This window comes from Micromonospora lacuserhaii, assembly GCF_036902735.1.
GTDB lineage: Bacteria > Actinomycetota > Actinomycetes > Mycobacteriales > Micromonosporaceae > Micromonospora.
On sequence record NZ_JBAKHO010000003.1, the window covers coordinates 1 to 15,414 of the forward strand.

Annotated in this window: 21 protein-coding genes and 1 pseudogene; 7 read left to right on the forward strand and 15 right to left on the reverse strand. The window is 74.1% G+C overall.

Translation table 11 applies throughout. From position 1 onward, the window contains the following. The 6 genes and pseudogenes from V6U81_RS02545 to V6U81_RS02570 form a co-directional block, all read left to right on the forward strand. A pseudogene (locus V6U81_RS02545) lies at positions 1–446 on the forward strand (histidine kinase); the annotation flags it as partial. Continuing rightward, positions 443–913: a roadblock/LC7 domain-containing protein gene (locus tag V6U81_RS02550; RefSeq protein ID WP_334483787.1), complete on the forward strand. Its 471-nt coding sequence runs from the start codon at positions 443–445 to the stop codon at positions 911–913. The pseudogene V6U81_RS02545 and the gene V6U81_RS02550, both read left to right, overlap by 4 nt. After that, complete coding sequence (locus tag V6U81_RS02555; protein WP_334483790.1) at positions 910–1,398, forward strand: DUF742 domain-containing protein; 489 nt, start codon at positions 910–912, stop codon at positions 1,396–1,398. The genes V6U81_RS02550 and V6U81_RS02555 overlap by 4 nt, the downstream gene beginning before the upstream one ends. After that, complete coding sequence (locus V6U81_RS02560; protein WP_334483793.1) at positions 1,376–2,131, forward strand: GTP-binding protein; 756 nt, start codon at positions 1,376–1,378, stop codon at positions 2,129–2,131. The genes V6U81_RS02555 and V6U81_RS02560 overlap by 23 nt, the downstream gene beginning before the upstream one ends. Before the next feature lie 48 nt (positions 2,132–2,179). Beyond that, on the forward strand, positions 2,180–2,659 hold the full coding sequence (locus V6U81_RS02565; protein ID WP_334483795.1) for a hypothetical protein: 480 nt from the start codon (positions 2,180–2,182) through the stop codon (positions 2,657–2,659). A gap of 52 nt (positions 2,660–2,711) precedes the next feature. Next, positions 2,712–4,949: an AAA family ATPase gene (locus V6U81_RS02570; protein ID WP_334483798.1), complete on the forward strand. Its 2,238-nt coding sequence runs from the start codon at positions 2,712–2,714 to the stop codon at positions 4,947–4,949. Positions 4,950–5,101: 152 nt separating this feature from the next. Here the strand turns inward: V6U81_RS02570 and V6U81_RS02575 are convergent, their stop codons facing one another. The 12 genes from V6U81_RS02575 to V6U81_RS02630 form a co-directional block, all read right to left on the reverse strand. Further along, positions 5,102–5,470 (reverse strand): gas vesicle protein K, encoded by a 369-nt coding sequence (locus V6U81_RS02575; protein WP_334483800.1) that lies wholly within the window; start codon positions 5,468–5,470, stop codon positions 5,102–5,104. Then, positions 5,467–5,724: a gas vesicle protein gene (locus V6U81_RS02580; RefSeq protein ID WP_334483802.1), complete on the reverse strand. Its 258-nt coding sequence runs from the start codon at positions 5,722–5,724 to the stop codon at positions 5,467–5,469. Before V6U81_RS02580 ends, V6U81_RS02575 begins: the two co-directional genes overlap by 4 nt. Beyond that, positions 5,718–6,515, reverse strand: coding sequence for a GvpL/GvpF family gas vesicle protein (locus V6U81_RS02585; protein WP_334483804.1), 798 nt, complete (start codon positions 6,513–6,515; stop codon positions 5,718–5,720). Before V6U81_RS02585 ends, V6U81_RS02580 begins: the two co-directional genes overlap by 7 nt. After that, positions 6,512–6,871: a gas vesicle protein GvpJ gene (gene gvpJ / locus V6U81_RS29285; protein WP_334483806.1), complete on the reverse strand. Its 360-nt coding sequence runs from the start codon at positions 6,869–6,871 to the stop codon at positions 6,512–6,514. The genes V6U81_RS02585 and gvpJ (V6U81_RS29285) overlap by 4 nt, the downstream gene beginning before the upstream one ends. A 1-nt stretch (position 6,872) precedes the next feature. After that, complete coding sequence (locus V6U81_RS02595) at positions 6,873–7,214, reverse strand: gas vesicle protein GvpO (protein ID WP_334483809.1); 342 nt, start codon at positions 7,212–7,214, stop codon at positions 6,873–6,875. A 14-nt stretch (positions 7,215–7,228) separates the two neighbouring features. Continuing rightward, on the reverse strand, positions 7,229–7,564 hold the full coding sequence (locus V6U81_RS02600; protein WP_334483812.1) for a gas vesicle protein GvpG: 336 nt from the start codon (positions 7,562–7,564) through the stop codon (positions 7,229–7,231). Positions 7,565–7,567: 3 nt separating this feature from the next. Next, on the reverse strand, positions 7,568–8,323 hold the full coding sequence (locus V6U81_RS02605; protein ID WP_334483815.1) for a GvpL/GvpF family gas vesicle protein: 756 nt from the start codon (positions 8,321–8,323) through the stop codon (positions 7,568–7,570). A gap of 1 nt (position 8,324) precedes the next feature. Next, positions 8,325–8,756, reverse strand: a complete 432-nt coding sequence (gene gvpJ / locus V6U81_RS29290; RefSeq protein WP_334483817.1) for a gas vesicle protein GvpJ — start codon at positions 8,754–8,756, stop codon at positions 8,325–8,327. Then, positions 8,753–10,012: an SRPBCC family protein gene (locus V6U81_RS02615; RefSeq protein ID WP_334483819.1), complete on the reverse strand. Its 1,260-nt coding sequence runs from the start codon at positions 10,010–10,012 to the stop codon at positions 8,753–8,755. Before V6U81_RS02615 ends, gvpJ (V6U81_RS29290) begins: the two co-directional genes overlap by 4 nt. After that, positions 10,009–10,431, reverse strand: coding sequence for a hypothetical protein (locus tag V6U81_RS02620; protein WP_334483822.1), 423 nt, complete (start codon positions 10,429–10,431; stop codon positions 10,009–10,011). The genes V6U81_RS02615 and V6U81_RS02620 overlap by 4 nt, the downstream gene beginning before the upstream one ends. Before the next feature lie 298 nt (positions 10,432–10,729). Further along, complete coding sequence (locus V6U81_RS02625) at positions 10,730–11,239, reverse strand: GNAT family N-acetyltransferase (protein WP_334483824.1); 510 nt, start codon at positions 11,237–11,239, stop codon at positions 10,730–10,732. Between the two features lie 148 nt (positions 11,240–11,387). After that, positions 11,388–12,239: a hypothetical protein gene (locus V6U81_RS02630; protein WP_334483827.1), complete on the reverse strand. Its 852-nt coding sequence runs from the start codon at positions 12,237–12,239 to the stop codon at positions 11,388–11,390. A gap of 260 nt (positions 12,240–12,499) precedes the next feature. Between V6U81_RS02630 and V6U81_RS02635 the strand changes: the two genes are divergently transcribed. Further along, positions 12,500–12,712: a hypothetical protein gene (locus V6U81_RS02635; protein ID WP_334483829.1), complete on the forward strand. Its 213-nt coding sequence runs from the start codon at positions 12,500–12,502 to the stop codon at positions 12,710–12,712. On the opposite strand, the gene V6U81_RS02640 is transcribed toward V6U81_RS02635, so the two are convergent. From V6U81_RS02640 to V6U81_RS02650, 3 genes are all read right to left on the reverse strand, one after another. Next, positions 12,713–13,183 (reverse strand): DUF3263 domain-containing protein, encoded by a 471-nt coding sequence (locus V6U81_RS02640; RefSeq protein ID WP_334483831.1) that lies wholly within the window; start codon positions 13,181–13,183, stop codon positions 12,713–12,715. It lies immediately after the preceding gene. Between the two features lie 174 nt (positions 13,184–13,357). Continuing rightward, complete coding sequence (locus V6U81_RS02645; protein ID WP_334483833.1) at positions 13,358–14,371, reverse strand: ABC transporter permease subunit; 1,014 nt, start codon at positions 14,369–14,371, stop codon at positions 13,358–13,360. Then, the gene (locus tag V6U81_RS02650; RefSeq protein WP_334483835.1) at positions 14,368–15,378 is read right to left on the reverse strand and encodes an ATP-binding cassette domain-containing protein; all 1,011 of its coding nucleotides are present in this window, start codon (positions 15,376–15,378) and stop codon (positions 14,368–14,370) included. The genes V6U81_RS02645 and V6U81_RS02650 overlap by 4 nt, the downstream gene beginning before the upstream one ends. Positions 15,379–15,414: the final 36 nt, after the last annotated feature.

A 15,414-nucleotide genomic window follows, 5' to 3' on the forward strand; every position in this document is an offset into this window, starting at 1 on the left:
TCGCGGCCGGCACGTTCTGGTGGGCCACCCGCACCCCCGCCGGTCCGGCCACCCTGGCGCTGCCCACCGTCCGCCAGCGGGTGCCCGGCGCCAGCCTGCCGCCGGCCGGTCCGCCGACTGGCCCGGTGGACGCCAGCACGGCCGACCCGGAGGCCGCACGGGCCCTGGTCGAGCAGTTCCAGTCCGGCGTACGCCGGGCCGAGCAGAGCCGGCCCGATGGCCGGGCGGTCGAGCTGGACGTCACCCCGGACCGCCCGCGGCTGAGCCGACGGGTGCCCGGGGCGAACCTGATCGCCACCCCGCAGCGCGCGGCCATCCCCAGCCAGCACCCGGGCGACCCGGCCGAGGTCCGCGACCTCATCACCGAGTTCGAGGCGGGCGTGGCCCGTGCCCTGCGCGACGTCCGTACCGACCACCGCCACGACGAAGAGGGATCATCACGGTGACCAGCCCGTTCCTGCACGACAACGTCGACCACCAGTCGCACGCCGGCCCGGAGCTCAGCCCGGAGGCGCGCACCTTCAACTGGCTGCTGGACTCGTTCACCTCCAGTACCGCCGGCGTGTTGGAGGCGATCGCCGTCTCGTCGGACGGGCTGCTGATGGCCATGTCGGCGATCAAGGACCGGTCCAACGCGGAACGCCTCGCCGCCGTCGTCTCCGGCATGACCAGCCTGGCCGGCGGCGCGGCGAGCTGGTACGCCCTCGGCGGGCTGAACCGGGTCATCGTCGACATGGCCGACGGGTACCTGCTGATCAGCGCGATCAGCAGCGGCTCGGTGCTCGGTGTGGTCGCCGACCGGTCGGCCAACCTCGGCACCGTGGCGTACGAGATGACTCTCTTCGCGGGCCGCGCCGGTGGCGCGCTGAGTCCGCGACTGATCGCCGAGCTGAAGAACGCCGTTCAGCAATGACCCCGGAGGTCGCCGGTGGGGATCCGGATCCGCCGATCTGGATCCGCCCCTACCTGCGTACGCCCTCACCGTCCGGTGACGGCCCGCCGGCGACCACCCCGGCGCCGGCAGTCGAGCCCGAGCCGGAGGTCGGCCGCCCCACCGGCCCGCGCCCGTTCGTGCTGACCGCCGGGCGGGTCGCGGGCGCGGACCCGGCGATCGGGTTGGAGACCCAGGTGACCGCCCGGCCCGGCGCGGGCCTGCGGCCGGGCGGGCAGCCGTCCCGGCTGTCCCCGGAGTTGCAGGCGATCGTCGCGCTCTGCGGCGAACCGATCTCGGTCGCGGAGATCTCCGCCCGGATGCAGATGCACTTCGGCGTGACCCGCGTCCTGGTGGGCGACCTCCGGGCCGCCGGCCACCTCGACGTGCACGTCGGCACCTTCACCGACGCCCATGACCCCGACATCATCCTGCGACTGATTGATGGACTCCGTGCGATCTCCTGAATGGCCGGTCGCCCCGCTCGGGGGGCTCGCCGCGAACAGCGCCTCCGCCCGTTACGGCCAGCCGGTGGGCGGGACCCCCACACCGGCATCGGTGCCGCCGACCCACGCGCCGGCGCCCCCGCCGTACCGGCCGCCGGTGGGGCAGCCCGCGCCGGTCCCGCAGACCCGGCCCGCGCCGCCGATCCCGGTGAAGATCCTCGTCGCGGGCGGGTTCGGCGTCGGCAAGACCACCACGGTCGGGGCGATCTCCGAGATCGCGCCGCTGACCACCGAGGCCGAGATGACCAGCGCGGCCCTCGGCGTGGACGACCCGGGCGTACGGAGCTCGAAGACCACCACCACGGTGGCGATGGACTTCGGCTGCGTCACGATCGACCGCAGCCTGAAGCTCTACCTGTTCGGCACGCCCGGCCAGTCACGGTTCGGCTTCATGTGGGACGACCTGGCCCGGGGCGCGCTCGGCGCGCTGGTGGTGGTGGACAGCGCCCGGTTGGACGACTGCTACCCGGCGATCGACTTCTTCGAGCGGGCCGGCCTGCCGTTCGTGGTCGGGGTGAACGCCTTCGACGGTCGGGTGGCGCACGACCTCGGCGCGATCCGTTGGGCGCTGGCGATCGGCGACCACGTGCCGCTGGTGCAGTTCGACGCCCGGGACCGGCTCTCGGTGCGGGACGCCCTGCTGGTCGTCCTGGACCGGGCGCTGGACCGGGCCACCCGCGAACGGGGGGTGTGAACCGTTCGCCGGCACGGCCCGTTTTCATCATCAGACAAGGGGGACGTGATGAGAGGTGGTCTGGACGAGACACTGGCCCGGATGGCCCGCCGCGAGGAGGCACTGCGCCGCCGCGCCACGGACCCGGGCGAAGAGGCCGGCGCGGACGTACCCGTCGGCGATCCACCGCGGGGTGTGGAGCCGGACGGGTGGGGGCGGTCCGGGGCCGGCCGGCCGGCGGCCGGTGACCGGGACCCGGTGGCGGAGGTCGCCGAGGCGGTCCGCCGGGTGGTGGCGGACCACCCCGGCCTCGCCGTCGTGGTCCGGGTGGAACACGAGGGGCGGACGTACCCACTGCGGGTGGACTGGGCCGACACGGACGTGACGGTCGGCCCGGACAACCCGAGCACGCCGCCGCCGGCCTGGCCGCTCTCGGACCGGACGGTGCCCGCCTGGTCCCCCGGTCAGGAGGGGCCGACCGGGGACCCCGCAGCCCGGCTGGCGGAGATGATCCGGCGCGATCCCTCGCTGCTCGACGACGACCGGTGACGCCGGTCGGGACGGCTCGGCGGGCGGTGCCGGCGGCGGCTACTGTCGGGCGATGGCCGAACCGGACCTGACCCTCACCGCGAGCCTGCGGCCGGCCGCGCTGGACGCCCGCCGGGGCATCGTACGGCTGCACCCGGAGGTGCTCACCGCCCTCGCGCTGCGCCCGGGCGACCCGGTCCGGTTGACCGGTCGACGGGTGACCGCCGGGATCGTCGCCACCGCCGAACCGGGCGCCAGCCCCGCTCTGCTCTACGCCGACGACCTGATCCTGGGCAACCTCGGCCTGCGCGACGGTGGCCAGGTGACGGTCAGCCCGACGCCGGTGACCGCGGCCCGCCGGGTGACGCTGCGCGGGCCGGCGCCGGTCGTCGCCGCCGTCTCGCCGGAGATGCTCCGGCTCGCCCTGCTCGGCAAGGTCGTCACCACCGGCGACGATGTCTCCCTGCTGCCCCAGGACGTGCTGCCGGACGCCTCGGTACGCGGCCTGGTCGAGGCGGCCCGCCGCCGGCTCGCCGACACCGTCGGGTACGCCTGGACGAGCACCCTGCTCACCGTCGTCGACGCCGAGCCGGACGCCGGCGTGCTGGTCACCATGGACACCGTGGTCGGCTGGGAGCACGGCGCCGCCACCCACGGCTCCCCCGGCCCAGTCCGGGGCCGGTTGAACGGGTCCGGCGGCCCGGCGGCCGACCGCGCCACCGACCCGCTCGGCGACGTGCCCGACGACCCGCCGCACGTGGACGAGCTGCCCGGGCTGCGGGCGCAGGCCGAGGAGCTGACCGAGCTGCTCGACCTCGGCTTCCACCACCGGGAGGTGCTCGGCCGGCTGGGCACCACCGTCTCGCTCGGCGTACTGCTCGGCGGGCCGGCCGGCTCCGGCAAGTCGGCACTGGTCCGGGCGGTCGCTGCCGCGGTCCGGGTCCCGGTCCGCCCGCTCTGGGCGCCGGAGCTGGCCGCGCTCACCAACGACGCGGCGGCCCGCCGGCTGCGCGCGGCCGCCGCCGAGGTGGCCTCGACCGGGCCGGCGGTGCTGCTGGTCACCGACGTGGAGGCGCTGGCACCGGCCGAGGGGCCCGGTCCGCTGGCCACCGTCTTCCGCCAGGTGGTCGCGGAGACCGTTCGGTCCGGGGCGGCGGTGGTCTGCACCACCTCCCGGCCGGAGGCGGTCGACCCGGCGCTGCGCGCGCCCGACCTGCTCTCCGTACGGATCACCGTGCCGCTGCCCGACCCTACGCTGCGCCGGGAGCAGCTGACCGTACTCACCCGGCAGGTGCCGCTCGCCGAGGACGTCCGGCTGGACGAGGTGGCCGGGCGTACCCCCGGGTTCGTCGCGGCGGATTTGGCCGCGCTGGTGCGGGAGGCCGGGGTGCGCGCGGCGCTGCGGCAGAAGACGGCGGAGCGGCCCACGGTCGCGATGGCTGACTTCGCCGCGGCCCTCGAGGTGGTCCGGCCGACGACGATGGCCGCGTCCACGCTGGAGCTGGCCTCGGTCACCCTGGACGATGTCGGCGGCCTGGTCGAGGTGAAGCAGACCCTCACCGAGTCGGTGCTCTGGCCGCTGACCTACCCGGACACCTTCGCCCGGCTCGGCGTGCAGCCGCCCCGGGGCGTGCTGCTCTACGGCCCGCCGGGCTGCGGCAAGACCTACCTGGTGACCGCGCTGGCCGGGTCGGGAAAGGCGAACGTGCTCTCGGTGAAGGGCGCGGAGCTGCTCTCCAAGTGGGTCGGGGAGAGCGAACGCGCGGTGCGGGAGCTGTTCCGCCGGGCCCGGGAGGCCGCGCCCACGCTGATCTTCCTCGACGAGGTGGACGCGCTCGCCCCGGTCCGGGGTCAGGCCACCGACGGGGGTACGACCGACCGGGTGGTCGCGGCGCTGCTCACCGAGCTGGACGGGGTGGAGGCGCTGCGCAACGTGGTGGTGGTCGGGGCGACGAACCGGCCGGACCTGGTCGACCCGGCGCTGCTGCGACCGGGCCGGCTGGAACGGCTGGTCTACGTGCCACCGCCGGACGGGCCGGCCCGGTCGGAGATCCTGCGCGCCGCGTCCCGGACCGTGCCGCTGGCCGAGGACGTGGAACTCGCCGCGCTCGGCGAGGAGCTGACCGGTTTCTCGGCGGCGGACTGCGCCGCGCTGGTCCGGGAGTCGGCGCTGGCCGCGATGCGGGAGTCGCTGACCGCCTCCACGGTCACCGCCGCTCATGTGGCCACCGCCCGCCGCCGGGTCCGCCCGTCCCTGGATCCGGCGCAGGTCGCCTGGCTGGCCGCGTACGCGGAGAAGCAGTCCGGCTGACCGGGCCGTGCCGGGAGCCGGCGTGCCCGGCGGCCCGGGCGTGCCTGGCGTGTCGGGGCCGTGGAAGGCAGCTTCCTGGCGAGCGATATGACGGAGAGTCATGAATATGCCTCTGCGTCATATCGCTCGAGGCGACATCCGTTCCCCTGGGGTCAGTCGGTGGGGAGGAGGGGGCCGAGCGGACCCAGATCGAGGTTGAGGTCCTCGGGGGCGAGGCCGAAGTACTCGCGGAGCTGGGTCATCTGCTCCTCCAGCGCCATCAGCGTCGCGCCGACCCGTTCGATCTGGTCCTCGGTGAGGTCGCCGAGGTCGACCCGGCGCAGTGCCTGGCGTTCCATCAGCTGCCGCAGCAGCTCGATCACGGTGAGCACGAGGCTGGCCAACCCCCGCTCGACGGAGTCCCGGTCGACGGCGAGGCGCCGGTCCAGCGGCGTCACCCGGGGGGCCTGCCAGGTGGTGTCACCCAGCGCGGCGGCCAGCTCGGCCGCCTCGTCCCGCCGGGGCCGGTCCGGGACGGTCATCCCGGCTCCCCGCGCAGCTCGGGCGGGACCAGGCCCGGCTCCCCGCGCAGCTCGGGCGGGACCAGGGCGCCGACCGAGGCGACCAGCGCGCGCAGTGAGATCCGGACCAGGTCGATCTCGGCGATGGCCAGGGTGATGTCACCGCTGATCACCACGCCGGTGGCGAGCACCCGGTCGAGCAGGTCGACCAGGGCGACCGGCCGGTAGGCCAGCGGGTCGTCGGCGCTGTTCGGGGCGAGCGAGGTGGTCACCACGCCGGCTCCTCCGGGCCGTCCGAGACGAAGGAGTACGGCGGCCACGGGCCGGTCAGCTCCAGCCGGATCTCCGGGTGCCGGTCGGCCAGCTCCCGGATCAGCGCGCCGAAGCCGTCCACGGCGGGCGTGTCCACCAGGTACGCGCCGTTGAGCACCATCGCGGTCGGCGCGCCGGAGAGCCGACGGTCCTGCGGACTGTGCCGGCGGGCGGCGGCGGCGTGTCCGGCGAGGGCGTCGTGCACGGTGGCGGCCGCCTCGGCGGCGATCCGCTGCCCCTCGTCCCGGGCGGTGAGCTGGGCCCGGCGCCGCCGCAGGTACGCCGCCCCCGCCCCACCCCCGTCGGCGGGCGCCTCGGCGCGGGGCAGCACGCCCGGCACCACGTACCCCTTGACGCCCCACTCGGCCCGGCCGGTGAGCCGGTCCAGCGCGCCGGCCAGCTCGGCCCGCCGCTCGGCGAGCATGGCGGCGACCCGGGTGTCGTCGTGGTGCACCGTGGCGAGCCGGGCCGGGATCACGGCACCGGCCCGGCTCAACGCGTCCACCACCGCGTGGTGCGCTCGGGCGGCCCGCTCCAGCCAGGCCAGGTCCTCCAGGTTGCGGCGCAGCGCCTCCTCGCCGTACTCGGTCAGCGGGGCGGCGCTGACCACGGCGGCCAGGCCGGCGGACCGGACGACCCGGACCGGCCCGCCGTCCATGCCGGACACCCCGGCCAGCGCGGCCGGGTCCGCGTCGCGGACCACGCCGTGCAGCCAGGCGCCGACCGCGACCGTCGGGTCAGCCGTCGTACTCATTCCCACACCTCCCGTGCGGCCGCCCGGCGGGCCACCCGGGGACGGCGCTCCGCCTCGACCTCCTCCGGGTCGCGCGGGCCCGGCTCGATCGGCGGGCGGGCCGTCGAGCTGAGCCACGGGTCGTGCTCCCACCAATCGATGCCGATCTGCCGGGCGGTGTCCACCGAGGCGATGACCAGCCGCAGCTTCAGGGTGAGCAGCTCGATGTCGAGCAGGCTGACCCGGATGTCACCGGCGATCACGATGCCCCGGTCGAGAACCCGTTCGAGGATGTCGCCGAGGTTCGCCGGCTCGTTGCCGGCCGGCAGCACCTGACCCGAGTTCTGCACCACCGTCGGTTGCCGCGGACTGGTCATCTCAACCCCCGTCGCCCTTGCCCCGCTGGTAGCGGCGGGTCCGCCGGTAGCCGAGCAGCCCGCCCGCCATGTCGAGTTCGACCTCGTACAGGCCGAGCAGGTCGGTGGAGGCCGGGATCCGGTGGTCCTCCACCACCTCCACCCCGACCAGCCAGCCGTCGTCGGTCGGCTGGATCGACGTGATGCCGAGCGGGTCCTTGCCGGTCAGGCCGACGATCTGGCGCAGGCCTTCCCGGGCCGCCTCGGCGGCCGACACCGGCTCGTAGTCCTCGTCGTCGTACCGGTCGTCCGGCTCCCGCCGGCGCTCGCGGTCGCCGTCGCCCCGAATCCGTTCTGTCGCCATCCCGCTCACCTCCCTCACCGTCGTTCGGAGTCACCCCGCCGGTCCACCCGCCGTGGTCGGGCGGCCGTGCGCCGCCCGGCGGCCGGGCGGGCCCGGGCGGTGCCGGAGCTGGCGCCACCCGCGCCGCCCGCCCCGGTCAGCCGGTTCAGAACCTGCTGCTGCCCCCGGTCCCGCTCCTGCGGAGTGATGTCGCCGGCCTCCGCCGCCAGGTCCAGCTCCTCCAGCTCGCGCCGGATGTTGGCCGGGTTGTACTGCCGCGCCTCCGCCTCCCGGGCGATCACCTTGACCACCGCGGTCAGTCCCCGCACCGGGGCGTACGGCAGGGTCAGCAGCGTCCAGAGGATGTCCACCGGTCACTCCACCAACTGGTGCGCGCTGACGAAGTCGTACGGCGCGAGCGGACCGAGCAGCCGTATCCGGATCAGGTCGCGGCGCTGCTCGGCGAACTCCTCCAGCACCCGGATGAACTCCTCCTCGTCGTCGGCGTCGACCAGGAAGGCGACGTTCATCGCGTCCAGCTCGCTGCTCGGCGGACGCGGCGTGTGCGCCACCGCGTGCGGGGTGACCAGGTCGATCAGCGCCCTGTTCTCCGCCTCGCGGCGCAGCTCCACCCCTTGGGCGATCATCTCGCCGAGCCGGATCCGCTGTTCCCGGCTCTCCGCCTCCGGCCGGCCGCGCACCTGGTCGGCGAGCGCGGCGGCGGAGTTGTTCTCGGCGAGAAAGTCGCTGATCATTTCCGCCTCGTCGAAGCGGCCGTGCACGGTGTACTGCACCCGGTCCTCGAACTCGTCGAGGGCGGCGGCGAACTGCTCGTGGTGGGCCTTCAGCAGGTCCTCGACCGCGTCCGGCCCGGTCACCACCGTGCCGAACCGGACCGGCAGTACCGGCGCGACGGCCGCCGTCCCGTCCAGCAGCGTCTGGTACGCGGTCAGGTCGGCGGGGCGGCCCATCGGCTGTTCCAGTTCCACCTCGCTGACCAGCACGGCCAGGTCGCCGTGCACGATCACGGTCACCTCGCCCGGCGGGTCGCCGACCCCGGCGGCGTCCGGGGTCGGCTCCACGTCGGACGGCACGATGCCGTAGATGAACAGTCCTCGCTCGTCGGCCATCTCAACGCTCCTCGTCGCGGCGGCGGCGCGGCCGGTCCCGCTCTCGGTCGGACCCGCGGTCGCCCAGGGAATCCACTACCGCGCCACTGATCTCCTTGGCGGCCTTGCCGAGGCCGGAGATGGCCTTGCCCTTGGCGGCACCGCCCGCGACATCCCCGACCAGGTCGGGCAGCCCCTTCTGGTCCTTGGGCACGATGCTCATCCGGTCGACCGCCTCGGCGAACCGCAGGTACGTCTCGACACTCGCGATCACGATCCGGGCGTTGATCTCCAACAGTTGGATGCCGACCACCGCCACCGTGACCTGGGCGTCGATGACGACGCCCTTGTCGAGCACCGTCTCGACGACGTCGGCGAGGGTACCGCCGGCACCGCCACCACCGCCGCGCTCAAGCGCGCCACCGGGCGGTCCGTTGGTCGTCGCGATGCTCACTCCTCACGCTCCTCACGCCGACGCCGGACCACCGGCCGACGGGGTGCCTCGGGGGCGGCACGACGGGCGGCCGGGCGCGCGCGCTGCGGCTCCTCCCGAGACTCCCGCTCCGGGCGGGGCTCCCGCTCGGCACGGGGCTCCCGCTCCGCGCGGGGCTGTGGACGGCGGGCGCGTTCCGGCTGGGGGCGGCGACGCGGCGGAGGCTGCTCCTCCTCGGGCTCCTCCTCCTCTTCGTACCCCTCGTCGTAGTCCTCGCCCTCCTCGTAGGCCTCGTACTCCTCTTCCTCCGGGGGACGACGGCGCTCGGGCGGGCGACGGCGGCCGCGCTCGGCGGGCCGGCGCTCCTCCTCCGGCTGCTCCTCCGCCTCCTCCTGCGGCTCCGCGCCCTGCTCCTGCTGCTCGCGGGCCTCCTGCTCCTCGCGCAGGGCGGTCTCGTGGTCCTTGACCACCTGGGAGTCCTCGATCTCGCCGCGCCAGCCCTCGACCGAGTCGGGGTCGAGCACGGTGGAGGTCATCACGTGCCGGACGAAGTGCTTCAGCTCCAGCCGCGCCCGTCGACCCTGGGCGCGCCAGAGGTTGCCGGTGTGCTCGAAGAGGCCCTGCGGGTGGTACTCCAGGACGACCAGGATCCGGGTCAGGTCCGGGGTCAGCTCGTGGAAGCTGACGGTGCCGTCCACCGAGCCCTTCTCGCCCTTGGACCGCCAGTGGATGAGCTTGTCCGGGATCTGCCGGACGATGGTCGACTCCCAGGTCCGGTGCGACCAGAAGACCTGCGCCTTCCAGGTCATCTTCTCCTCGGACTCGTTGTCGGCCTGCTCGACCTTCTTCATGAAGCTCGGGAAGTCGCCGAACTGGGTCCACTGGTTGTACGCGACCCGGACCGGCACGCCGACCTCGATCGTCTCGACGATGTTGGTGACCTTGAGCTTCTTCTTGCCCTTGCCACCCTTGCCGCCGCCACCGCCGAACGCCGACATCAACTTCTCCTTACCGCCGGCCAGGCCGGCATGGAACATGGCCTTCATCGGGGAGTTACCCTCGGCGAGCTTCTGCGCACCGGTGGCCGCGGCGATCAGGCCGGGCCCGCCTCCCTGCTTGGCGTACTCGCTGAGTCGGCCGGTGGCGCCGGTGAGCCGTTCGGTGACGACCGCGACGGCGCGTTCGCCGATCGCGGAGGCGAGGTCCTTCAGGTCCGAGGTGAGTTGCTCCTTGGCCCGGTCAGCCAGGCCGCCGGTGGGGTTCGGGGCCACGGTCACCGCCCCCGTCCGGCCGGGGCCGACCGGTCGTCGCGGTCCTGGTCGTCGCCCGCGGCTGGCTGGTCGGCCAGCTCCTGCTCCTCGTCGGGCGCCGACGAGGGGGCGCGGCCGGACTTCCGCCGGAGCGTGTCCGCCCGGCTGCGGAGCTTGCCGCTGAGCGCGTCGATACCGCTGCCCGCCGCCGCGGTGGCGGCGGACTTGCCGGCGGTGGCGAGCGGAGCGCCGAGCTTGCCCAGGTTCGCCAGCTGCGGGGTGGAGGTCAACAGGTCGCCGCCGCGCTTGAGCAGCTGGCCCGGGTCACGGCTGGCCCGGCCCGCCGCGACGGCGGCAGCGAGGGTGAGGGCGGTGCGCAGCTTTCGGCGCCGCCCGAGGATGTAGCCGATACCGACCGCAAGGCCGATACGTGTTCCGCTCTTCATCGGTTCTCCTTCACTCCCCGGTGGTGGGACGACCCGATCCACCGAGGGCCGGAAAACAGCTACCGGGGAATAGCGCACGGCGGGCCTGCGATCGGGTGTCCCGTATTGGCGGACCCGGCCGGCAGTACCCGAAGCCGGTGGCGCAAAACATTTCCGCGCCATTCCCGGGCGACCTCACCTCAGCAAGGCGGAAACCGCACGCAGCGACCGACGAAGGGGATCAATCGGACAGTAAGGCGGCACTGAGCAGGGGGGACAGAAAAGAACGCCATACCGCAAGGAATCTGGCAGAACTGCTTCAGAATGCCGGTGGAGTGGCGTCCAGGCAGATTGTCGCGTGCACCTTGCCGCCCTCTTCGAGCAATTTGGCGCCACATTTTTTCAGCACCGAGACAGCGCCCACGTTGTCTGCCGTGGTGTGCGCGACGACGGTGTGCATGCCGGCCGCCGCGGCGGCGTTGAGCAACTCCCGCAGCGCGGCCGGGCCGAGCCCCTGACCCCGGGCCGACCGGCCCAGCCACATCCCGGTCTCGGCGACTCCGGGCTCGTCGCAGCGGCTCATCCGGACCATGCCGACCACCTCGCCGCCGGCCAGGATCGCGTACATCCGGGTTCGGGTGAGGCCGTCCAGGCCGCCGAAGCTGGCCCGGTGGAATTCGCGGAACGCGTCCCGCCGGGCCTGCGACCAGCCCGCCGGAGCCTCCACCGGGGGCATCACGTCCCCCGGCTCGGCCTCGGCAACCGCTACAGAGAGCAACGGTTCCAGGTTCTGTTCGTCCACCGGCTCCAGCCGTACCGCACCCGCCACGTGCCGCAGTCTGCCGGCCCCACCGGCCCTCGTCCACCCCTTTGGGTGTCGACTGCCGGTCCGGTCGGAGGTCTCGACCGGTCGTCCCATGGGAGTGTCCCGCGTCACGCTCCGCTGTCGACGCCGGCGCCACACCGGTCGATGGGAGTCAGCCCCTCGGCGAAAAGTCGCAGCACACCACGGAGGCGTCGTCGGCGCGCTTGTACCGGCTCAGCCGGTCCGGGTGCTCGCGCTCGGCGGTGCGCACCCGGTCGATCAGCGCCCCCGGCCCCTCCGCGGTGACCAGGCCGAGCAGGCCGGCCCAGTCGAAGAGCCCGAACTGCTCGACGGCGCAGGACGCGCCGTCGGAGAGCAGCACCGCCCGGCGCACCGCGTCCGGCCCGCGCAGCGGCAGGGTGCCGGTCACCGCGTGGTACGCCGCGTCCGGGTCGGCCGCGGCCACCCAGTACCCGTGGGTGCGGTTCATCCGCTCCCGTTGCAGCCGCACCGCCTGCCGGAACCGGGTGTCCGGGTCGGCCTCCCCCGCCGGCACGGCCGCCACGATCCGCCGCAGGTCCGCCATCGCGGCGTCCAGTCGGTCGTCCGCGACCACCTGGATCCGGCCGCCCACGTCCAGCACCAGCGGGCTGTCACAGAGCACCAGGTAGTCGATCTCCTCGGCGCCCTCCCGCAGCAGGCACACGGTGGCCGAGGGCGTCCCGGGGTGGTCCAGGTCGCAGGTGTCGGCGTGGTCGGCGCGGACCCCGAGCAGCGCCGCCGCGAGGCTGCTGACCAGCGTCGCGGCGGGCCGCGCGGCGACCGCCAGGCCGATCCGCGCGGCGAGATGCCGGACGAACCAGGCCGGCCCGTGCAGGCAGCCGGTGTCGAACCCATCGGGGACGGTCGCCCCGTCCAGCACCCCGACCAACGGACCGAAGCGGAAGACCAGGTCCTCGTTCTCCGCCCGCCCCGGCGCGGGCGACGAGGCGGACCGGACCTGCATCGTCCAGGCCTCACCCACCGTCCGCACCGTGTGCCCCGCCGGGTGCCGTGCCTCCGGTCCCACCATCCGTCTGCTTCCCTTCCCCGTGCGATCCGTCCGCCGGGCGGCTACCCGGCCAGCCGGCCCCCATGCCGCCCGGCGGGGCGATCGCCCGAACTCACCGGTACGCCTTCGTGACCGACGGTAGCGTCGGGGGCGGTGGGCTTCCCGTCACCCGCCGGTGCCGCCAGGAGCCGGGTCAGATCGCGGGAGCCGTTCGACGCGACAGGGGGATCGCCATGTTGGCACGGTTGCACGACTCGGGACTCAAGGCGGAGCACGCGTACATGGCGGGGTTCGTCAGCATCGGACTCTCCTTCACCAGCTGGTTCCTATCCAAACACCTGGAACGGGCGGGTGTTGCCCGGGCCGACCGGTGGGGGATCTTCATCGGGGAGTGGGCGCCGACCTTCTTCGCCATCGGCAACGGGCTGCGCACGTACGAGAAGTGATCAGCGGCGCCGGTTGCGGGCCCGGGAGGACCGCAGCCGGCGGAGCCGGCCGACCAGCAGTGGCTCGGCGGCCAGCGCGGCGGGCCGGTCCAGCAGCGCGTTGAGCAACTGGTAGTAGCGGGTGGCGGAGAGCCCGAAGGTGTCCCGGATGGCCTGCTCCTTGGCGCCGGCGTGCTTCCACCACTGCTGCTCGAAGGCGAGGATCAGCTGTTCGCGCTCGGTCAGCGCGTCGGCGCCGACCGGGCCCGCCGGCACGGCGGCGGGGCTCGCCGGTGGGGTGTCGGCGGAGTCCTCGGGCGGCGCGGGCCGCTCCGGGTCGCCGGTCGCGATATCCGGCGCGTCCTCCAGGGCGGGGGCGCTGCGCGGCGGGGGGACCCGACCGCCGGCCACGTCGACCCGGCCGGTCACCGGCCGTTCCGGCGACGGCTCGGACCGGTCGGCGGCGGCCGGGGCGGCGTCGGCGGGGTGCATGGCGCTCCTCAGCAGGGCGGACGACCGGCCACGGACCGGCCGTTCGGGGGACACCAAGCCTAACCAGCCGGGGCGACGGTCGCAGCGGGCGACGAGCGGGCCCGTGCCCCCGGTCACCGGGTCGGCACGGGCCCGCTCGCCCGCCGGGGCCGTCCGAACCGGACGGCCCCGGATTCAGGAGATGTCCCGCCGGCGCATCGTCACCAGCGCCGCCCCGACCACCACGACCAGCCCGACGGTGAGCAACACCGAGGACTGCTGCCAGGTGATGTCGAGGGTGTCCGGTTTGCACTCGCCGAACGAGGTGTTGTTGCAGGTGTTCCAGTCCTCCAGGGTGACCTTCTTCTGCATCCAGGCCAGCCCGTAGGTGGGCAGCAGCCACGCCTCCATGAACCGGACGCCGGCCATGGAGAGCAGGATGCCGAGGCCGAACTGCCCCACCACCGCGACGCCGATCGCGCCGCCGAGCGCCATCGCGGTGTGCCGGCCGAGCGAGGCCAGCGCGAAGCCGATCGCCGCCACCGCCAGCACCAGCACCAGGCCGCGCAGCCCGGTGAGCGCGAAGGACCGCCACACCCCGGCCGTCATCTTCGCCGTCGTACCCCGGAAGGTGCCGATCAGCCAGAACCCCAGGGTCCAGAGGGCCGCGGTGGCCAGGGTCAGGGTGACCAGCCCGGTGAGCAGGGCCGCCAGCTTGGTCAGCAGTACGGTGAGCCGCCGCGGCCGCCAGAGCAGCAGGTTCATCATCCCGCCGGTGCTCCACTCCGCCCCGACGAAGGAGGCACCGACCACGAACCCGACCAGGGCGAGGATCGCGGTGAACGCGGTGATCGTCTCCTCGAATCCTCTGCGGAAGTCGAAGGTGGACGGCAGGAACCACTGCGCGTCGAAGGCCTCCCGGGGCGGCGGGGTGATCATCTCGCAGTCGGGCGGGAAGCGGTCGTTCGCCTTGCCGCTCGCCTTCGCCTCCTGGCAGGCCACCTTCTCCCGCTCGACCGCCCGCACCGTCTCCCGGTACTGCTGCTCGGCCTGGCGCTCGGCCCGGGCCTGCTCGGCGGGGCCGACCTTGTCGTTGGTCAGGAAGACGCCGGCCAGCACCGCGATCAGGACCAGCAGGCCCGCCAGGCTCATCCAGCGGGTGAAGCGCCGCTTGATGAGCCGGCGCAGCTCCGTGCGGTAGAGACTCATGCTCCCCAACCTCCCCCGGCCGCGCCGGCCTGCTCGGTTCCGCCGACGCGGGTGGACTCGTCGACCTGACGGTGCTGCCCGGGGACCGGCGCGGTGGCGGTCAGTTCCAGGAAGACGCTCTCCAGGTCGACCGCGACCGGGGCGAGTTCGCTGACGTACAGGTGCTGCTCGGCGAGGAGCCGGCTGACCGAGGCGGGCTTGTCGATGCCCCTGAGCATCAGGTGGTCGGCGTGCCGGGTGGCCGACACACCGGCCCGGTCGAGCAGGTCGGCAGCGGCGGCCAGGTCCTCGGCCGCCTCCAGCCGGACCCGGACCGTGCCGTGCGAGTGCGCCGCGAGCACCTGGTCGACCGGGCCGAAGGCGACCCGGCGACCCAGCGAGATGATGGTGACGGAGTCACAGATCAGCTGGATCTCGCCGAGGATGTGGCTGGAGAGCACCACGGTCATCCCGGCCTCGGCGAGGGTGCGCATCAGGGTGCGCATCTCCCGGATACCGCCCGGGTCCAGGCCGTTGGCCGGTTCGTCGAGGATGAGCAGCTGCGGGTTCTTGAGCAGGGCCGACGCGACGGCGAGCCGCTGCTTCATGCCCAGCGAGTACGTCTTGACCCGCTCGCCGGCCCGGTCGCGCAGGCCGACCAGCTCCAGCACCTCGTCGATCCGGGTGGCCGGCACCTCCCCCGCCCCGGCGAGCAGGGAGAGCGTGTCCCGCGCGGAGAAGTGCGGGAAGAACTGCGGGCTTTCCACGATCGCGCCGACCTGTCCGGCCACGGTGGGCAGCGCCGCGGGCACCTCCTGCCCGAGCAGCGCCATCCGGCCGCCGTCGGGCCGGATCAGGCCGAGCAGGGTCCGCAACGTGGTGGTCTTGCCGGAGCCGTTGGGCCCGAGGAAGCCGTGCACCTGGCCGGCCTCGACCCGCATGTCGAAGCCGTCCAGCGCGTTGCGGGTCCCCCGCCGGCGGCTCTTGTACGTCTTACGTAGACCTTCGATCTCCAGGACAGCCGACAAGCTGCGCCTCCCCCGATGGTTGGCTTATGACAGCGG

Excerpts from the sequence above, each read along its gene's own strand:
- V6U81_RS02555 (WP_334483790.1), top strand. The coding sequence starts at position 910 with ATGACCCCGGAGGTCGCCGGTGGGGATCCGGATCCGCCGATCTGGATC.
- V6U81_RS02560 (WP_334483793.1), top strand. The coding sequence starts at position 1,376 with ATGGACTCCGTGCGATCTCCTGAATGGCCGGTCGCCCCGCTCGGGGGG.
- V6U81_RS02565 (WP_334483795.1), top strand. The coding sequence starts at position 2,180 with ATGAGAGGTGGTCTGGACGAGACACTGGCCCGGATGGCCCGCCGCGAG.
- V6U81_RS02570 (WP_334483798.1), top strand. The coding sequence starts at position 2,712 with ATGGCCGAACCGGACCTGACCCTCACCGCGAGCCTGCGGCCGGCCGCG.
- V6U81_RS02575 (WP_334483800.1), bottom strand. The coding sequence starts at position 5,470 with ATGACCGTCCCGGACCGGCCCCGGCGGGACGAGGCGGCCGAGCTGGCC.
- V6U81_RS02585 (WP_334483804.1), bottom strand. The coding sequence starts at position 6,515 with ATGAGTACGACGGCTGACCCGACGGTCGCGGTCGGCGCCTGGCTGCAC.
- gvpJ (WP_334483806.1), bottom strand. The coding sequence starts at position 6,871 with ATGACCAGTCCGCGGCAACCGACGGTGGTGCAGAACTCGGGTCAGGTG.
- V6U81_RS02595 (WP_334483809.1), bottom strand. The coding sequence starts at position 7,214 with ATGGCGACAGAACGGATTCGGGGCGACGGCGACCGCGAGCGCCGGCGG.
- V6U81_RS02605 (WP_334483815.1), bottom strand. The coding sequence starts at position 8,323 with ATGGCCGACGAGCGAGGACTGTTCATCTACGGCATCGTGCCGTCCGAC.
- V6U81_RS02620 (WP_334483822.1), bottom strand. The coding sequence starts at position 10,431 with ATGAAGAGCGGAACACGTATCGGCCTTGCGGTCGGTATCGGCTACATC.
- V6U81_RS02635 (WP_334483829.1), top strand. The coding sequence starts at position 12,500 with ATGTTGGCACGGTTGCACGACTCGGGACTCAAGGCGGAGCACGCGTAC.
- V6U81_RS02640 (WP_334483831.1), bottom strand. The coding sequence starts at position 13,183 with ATGCACCCCGCCGACGCCGCCCCGGCCGCCGCCGACCGGTCCGAGCCG.
- V6U81_RS02645 (WP_334483833.1), bottom strand. The coding sequence starts at position 14,371 with ATGAGTCTCTACCGCACGGAGCTGCGCCGGCTCATCAAGCGGCGCTTC.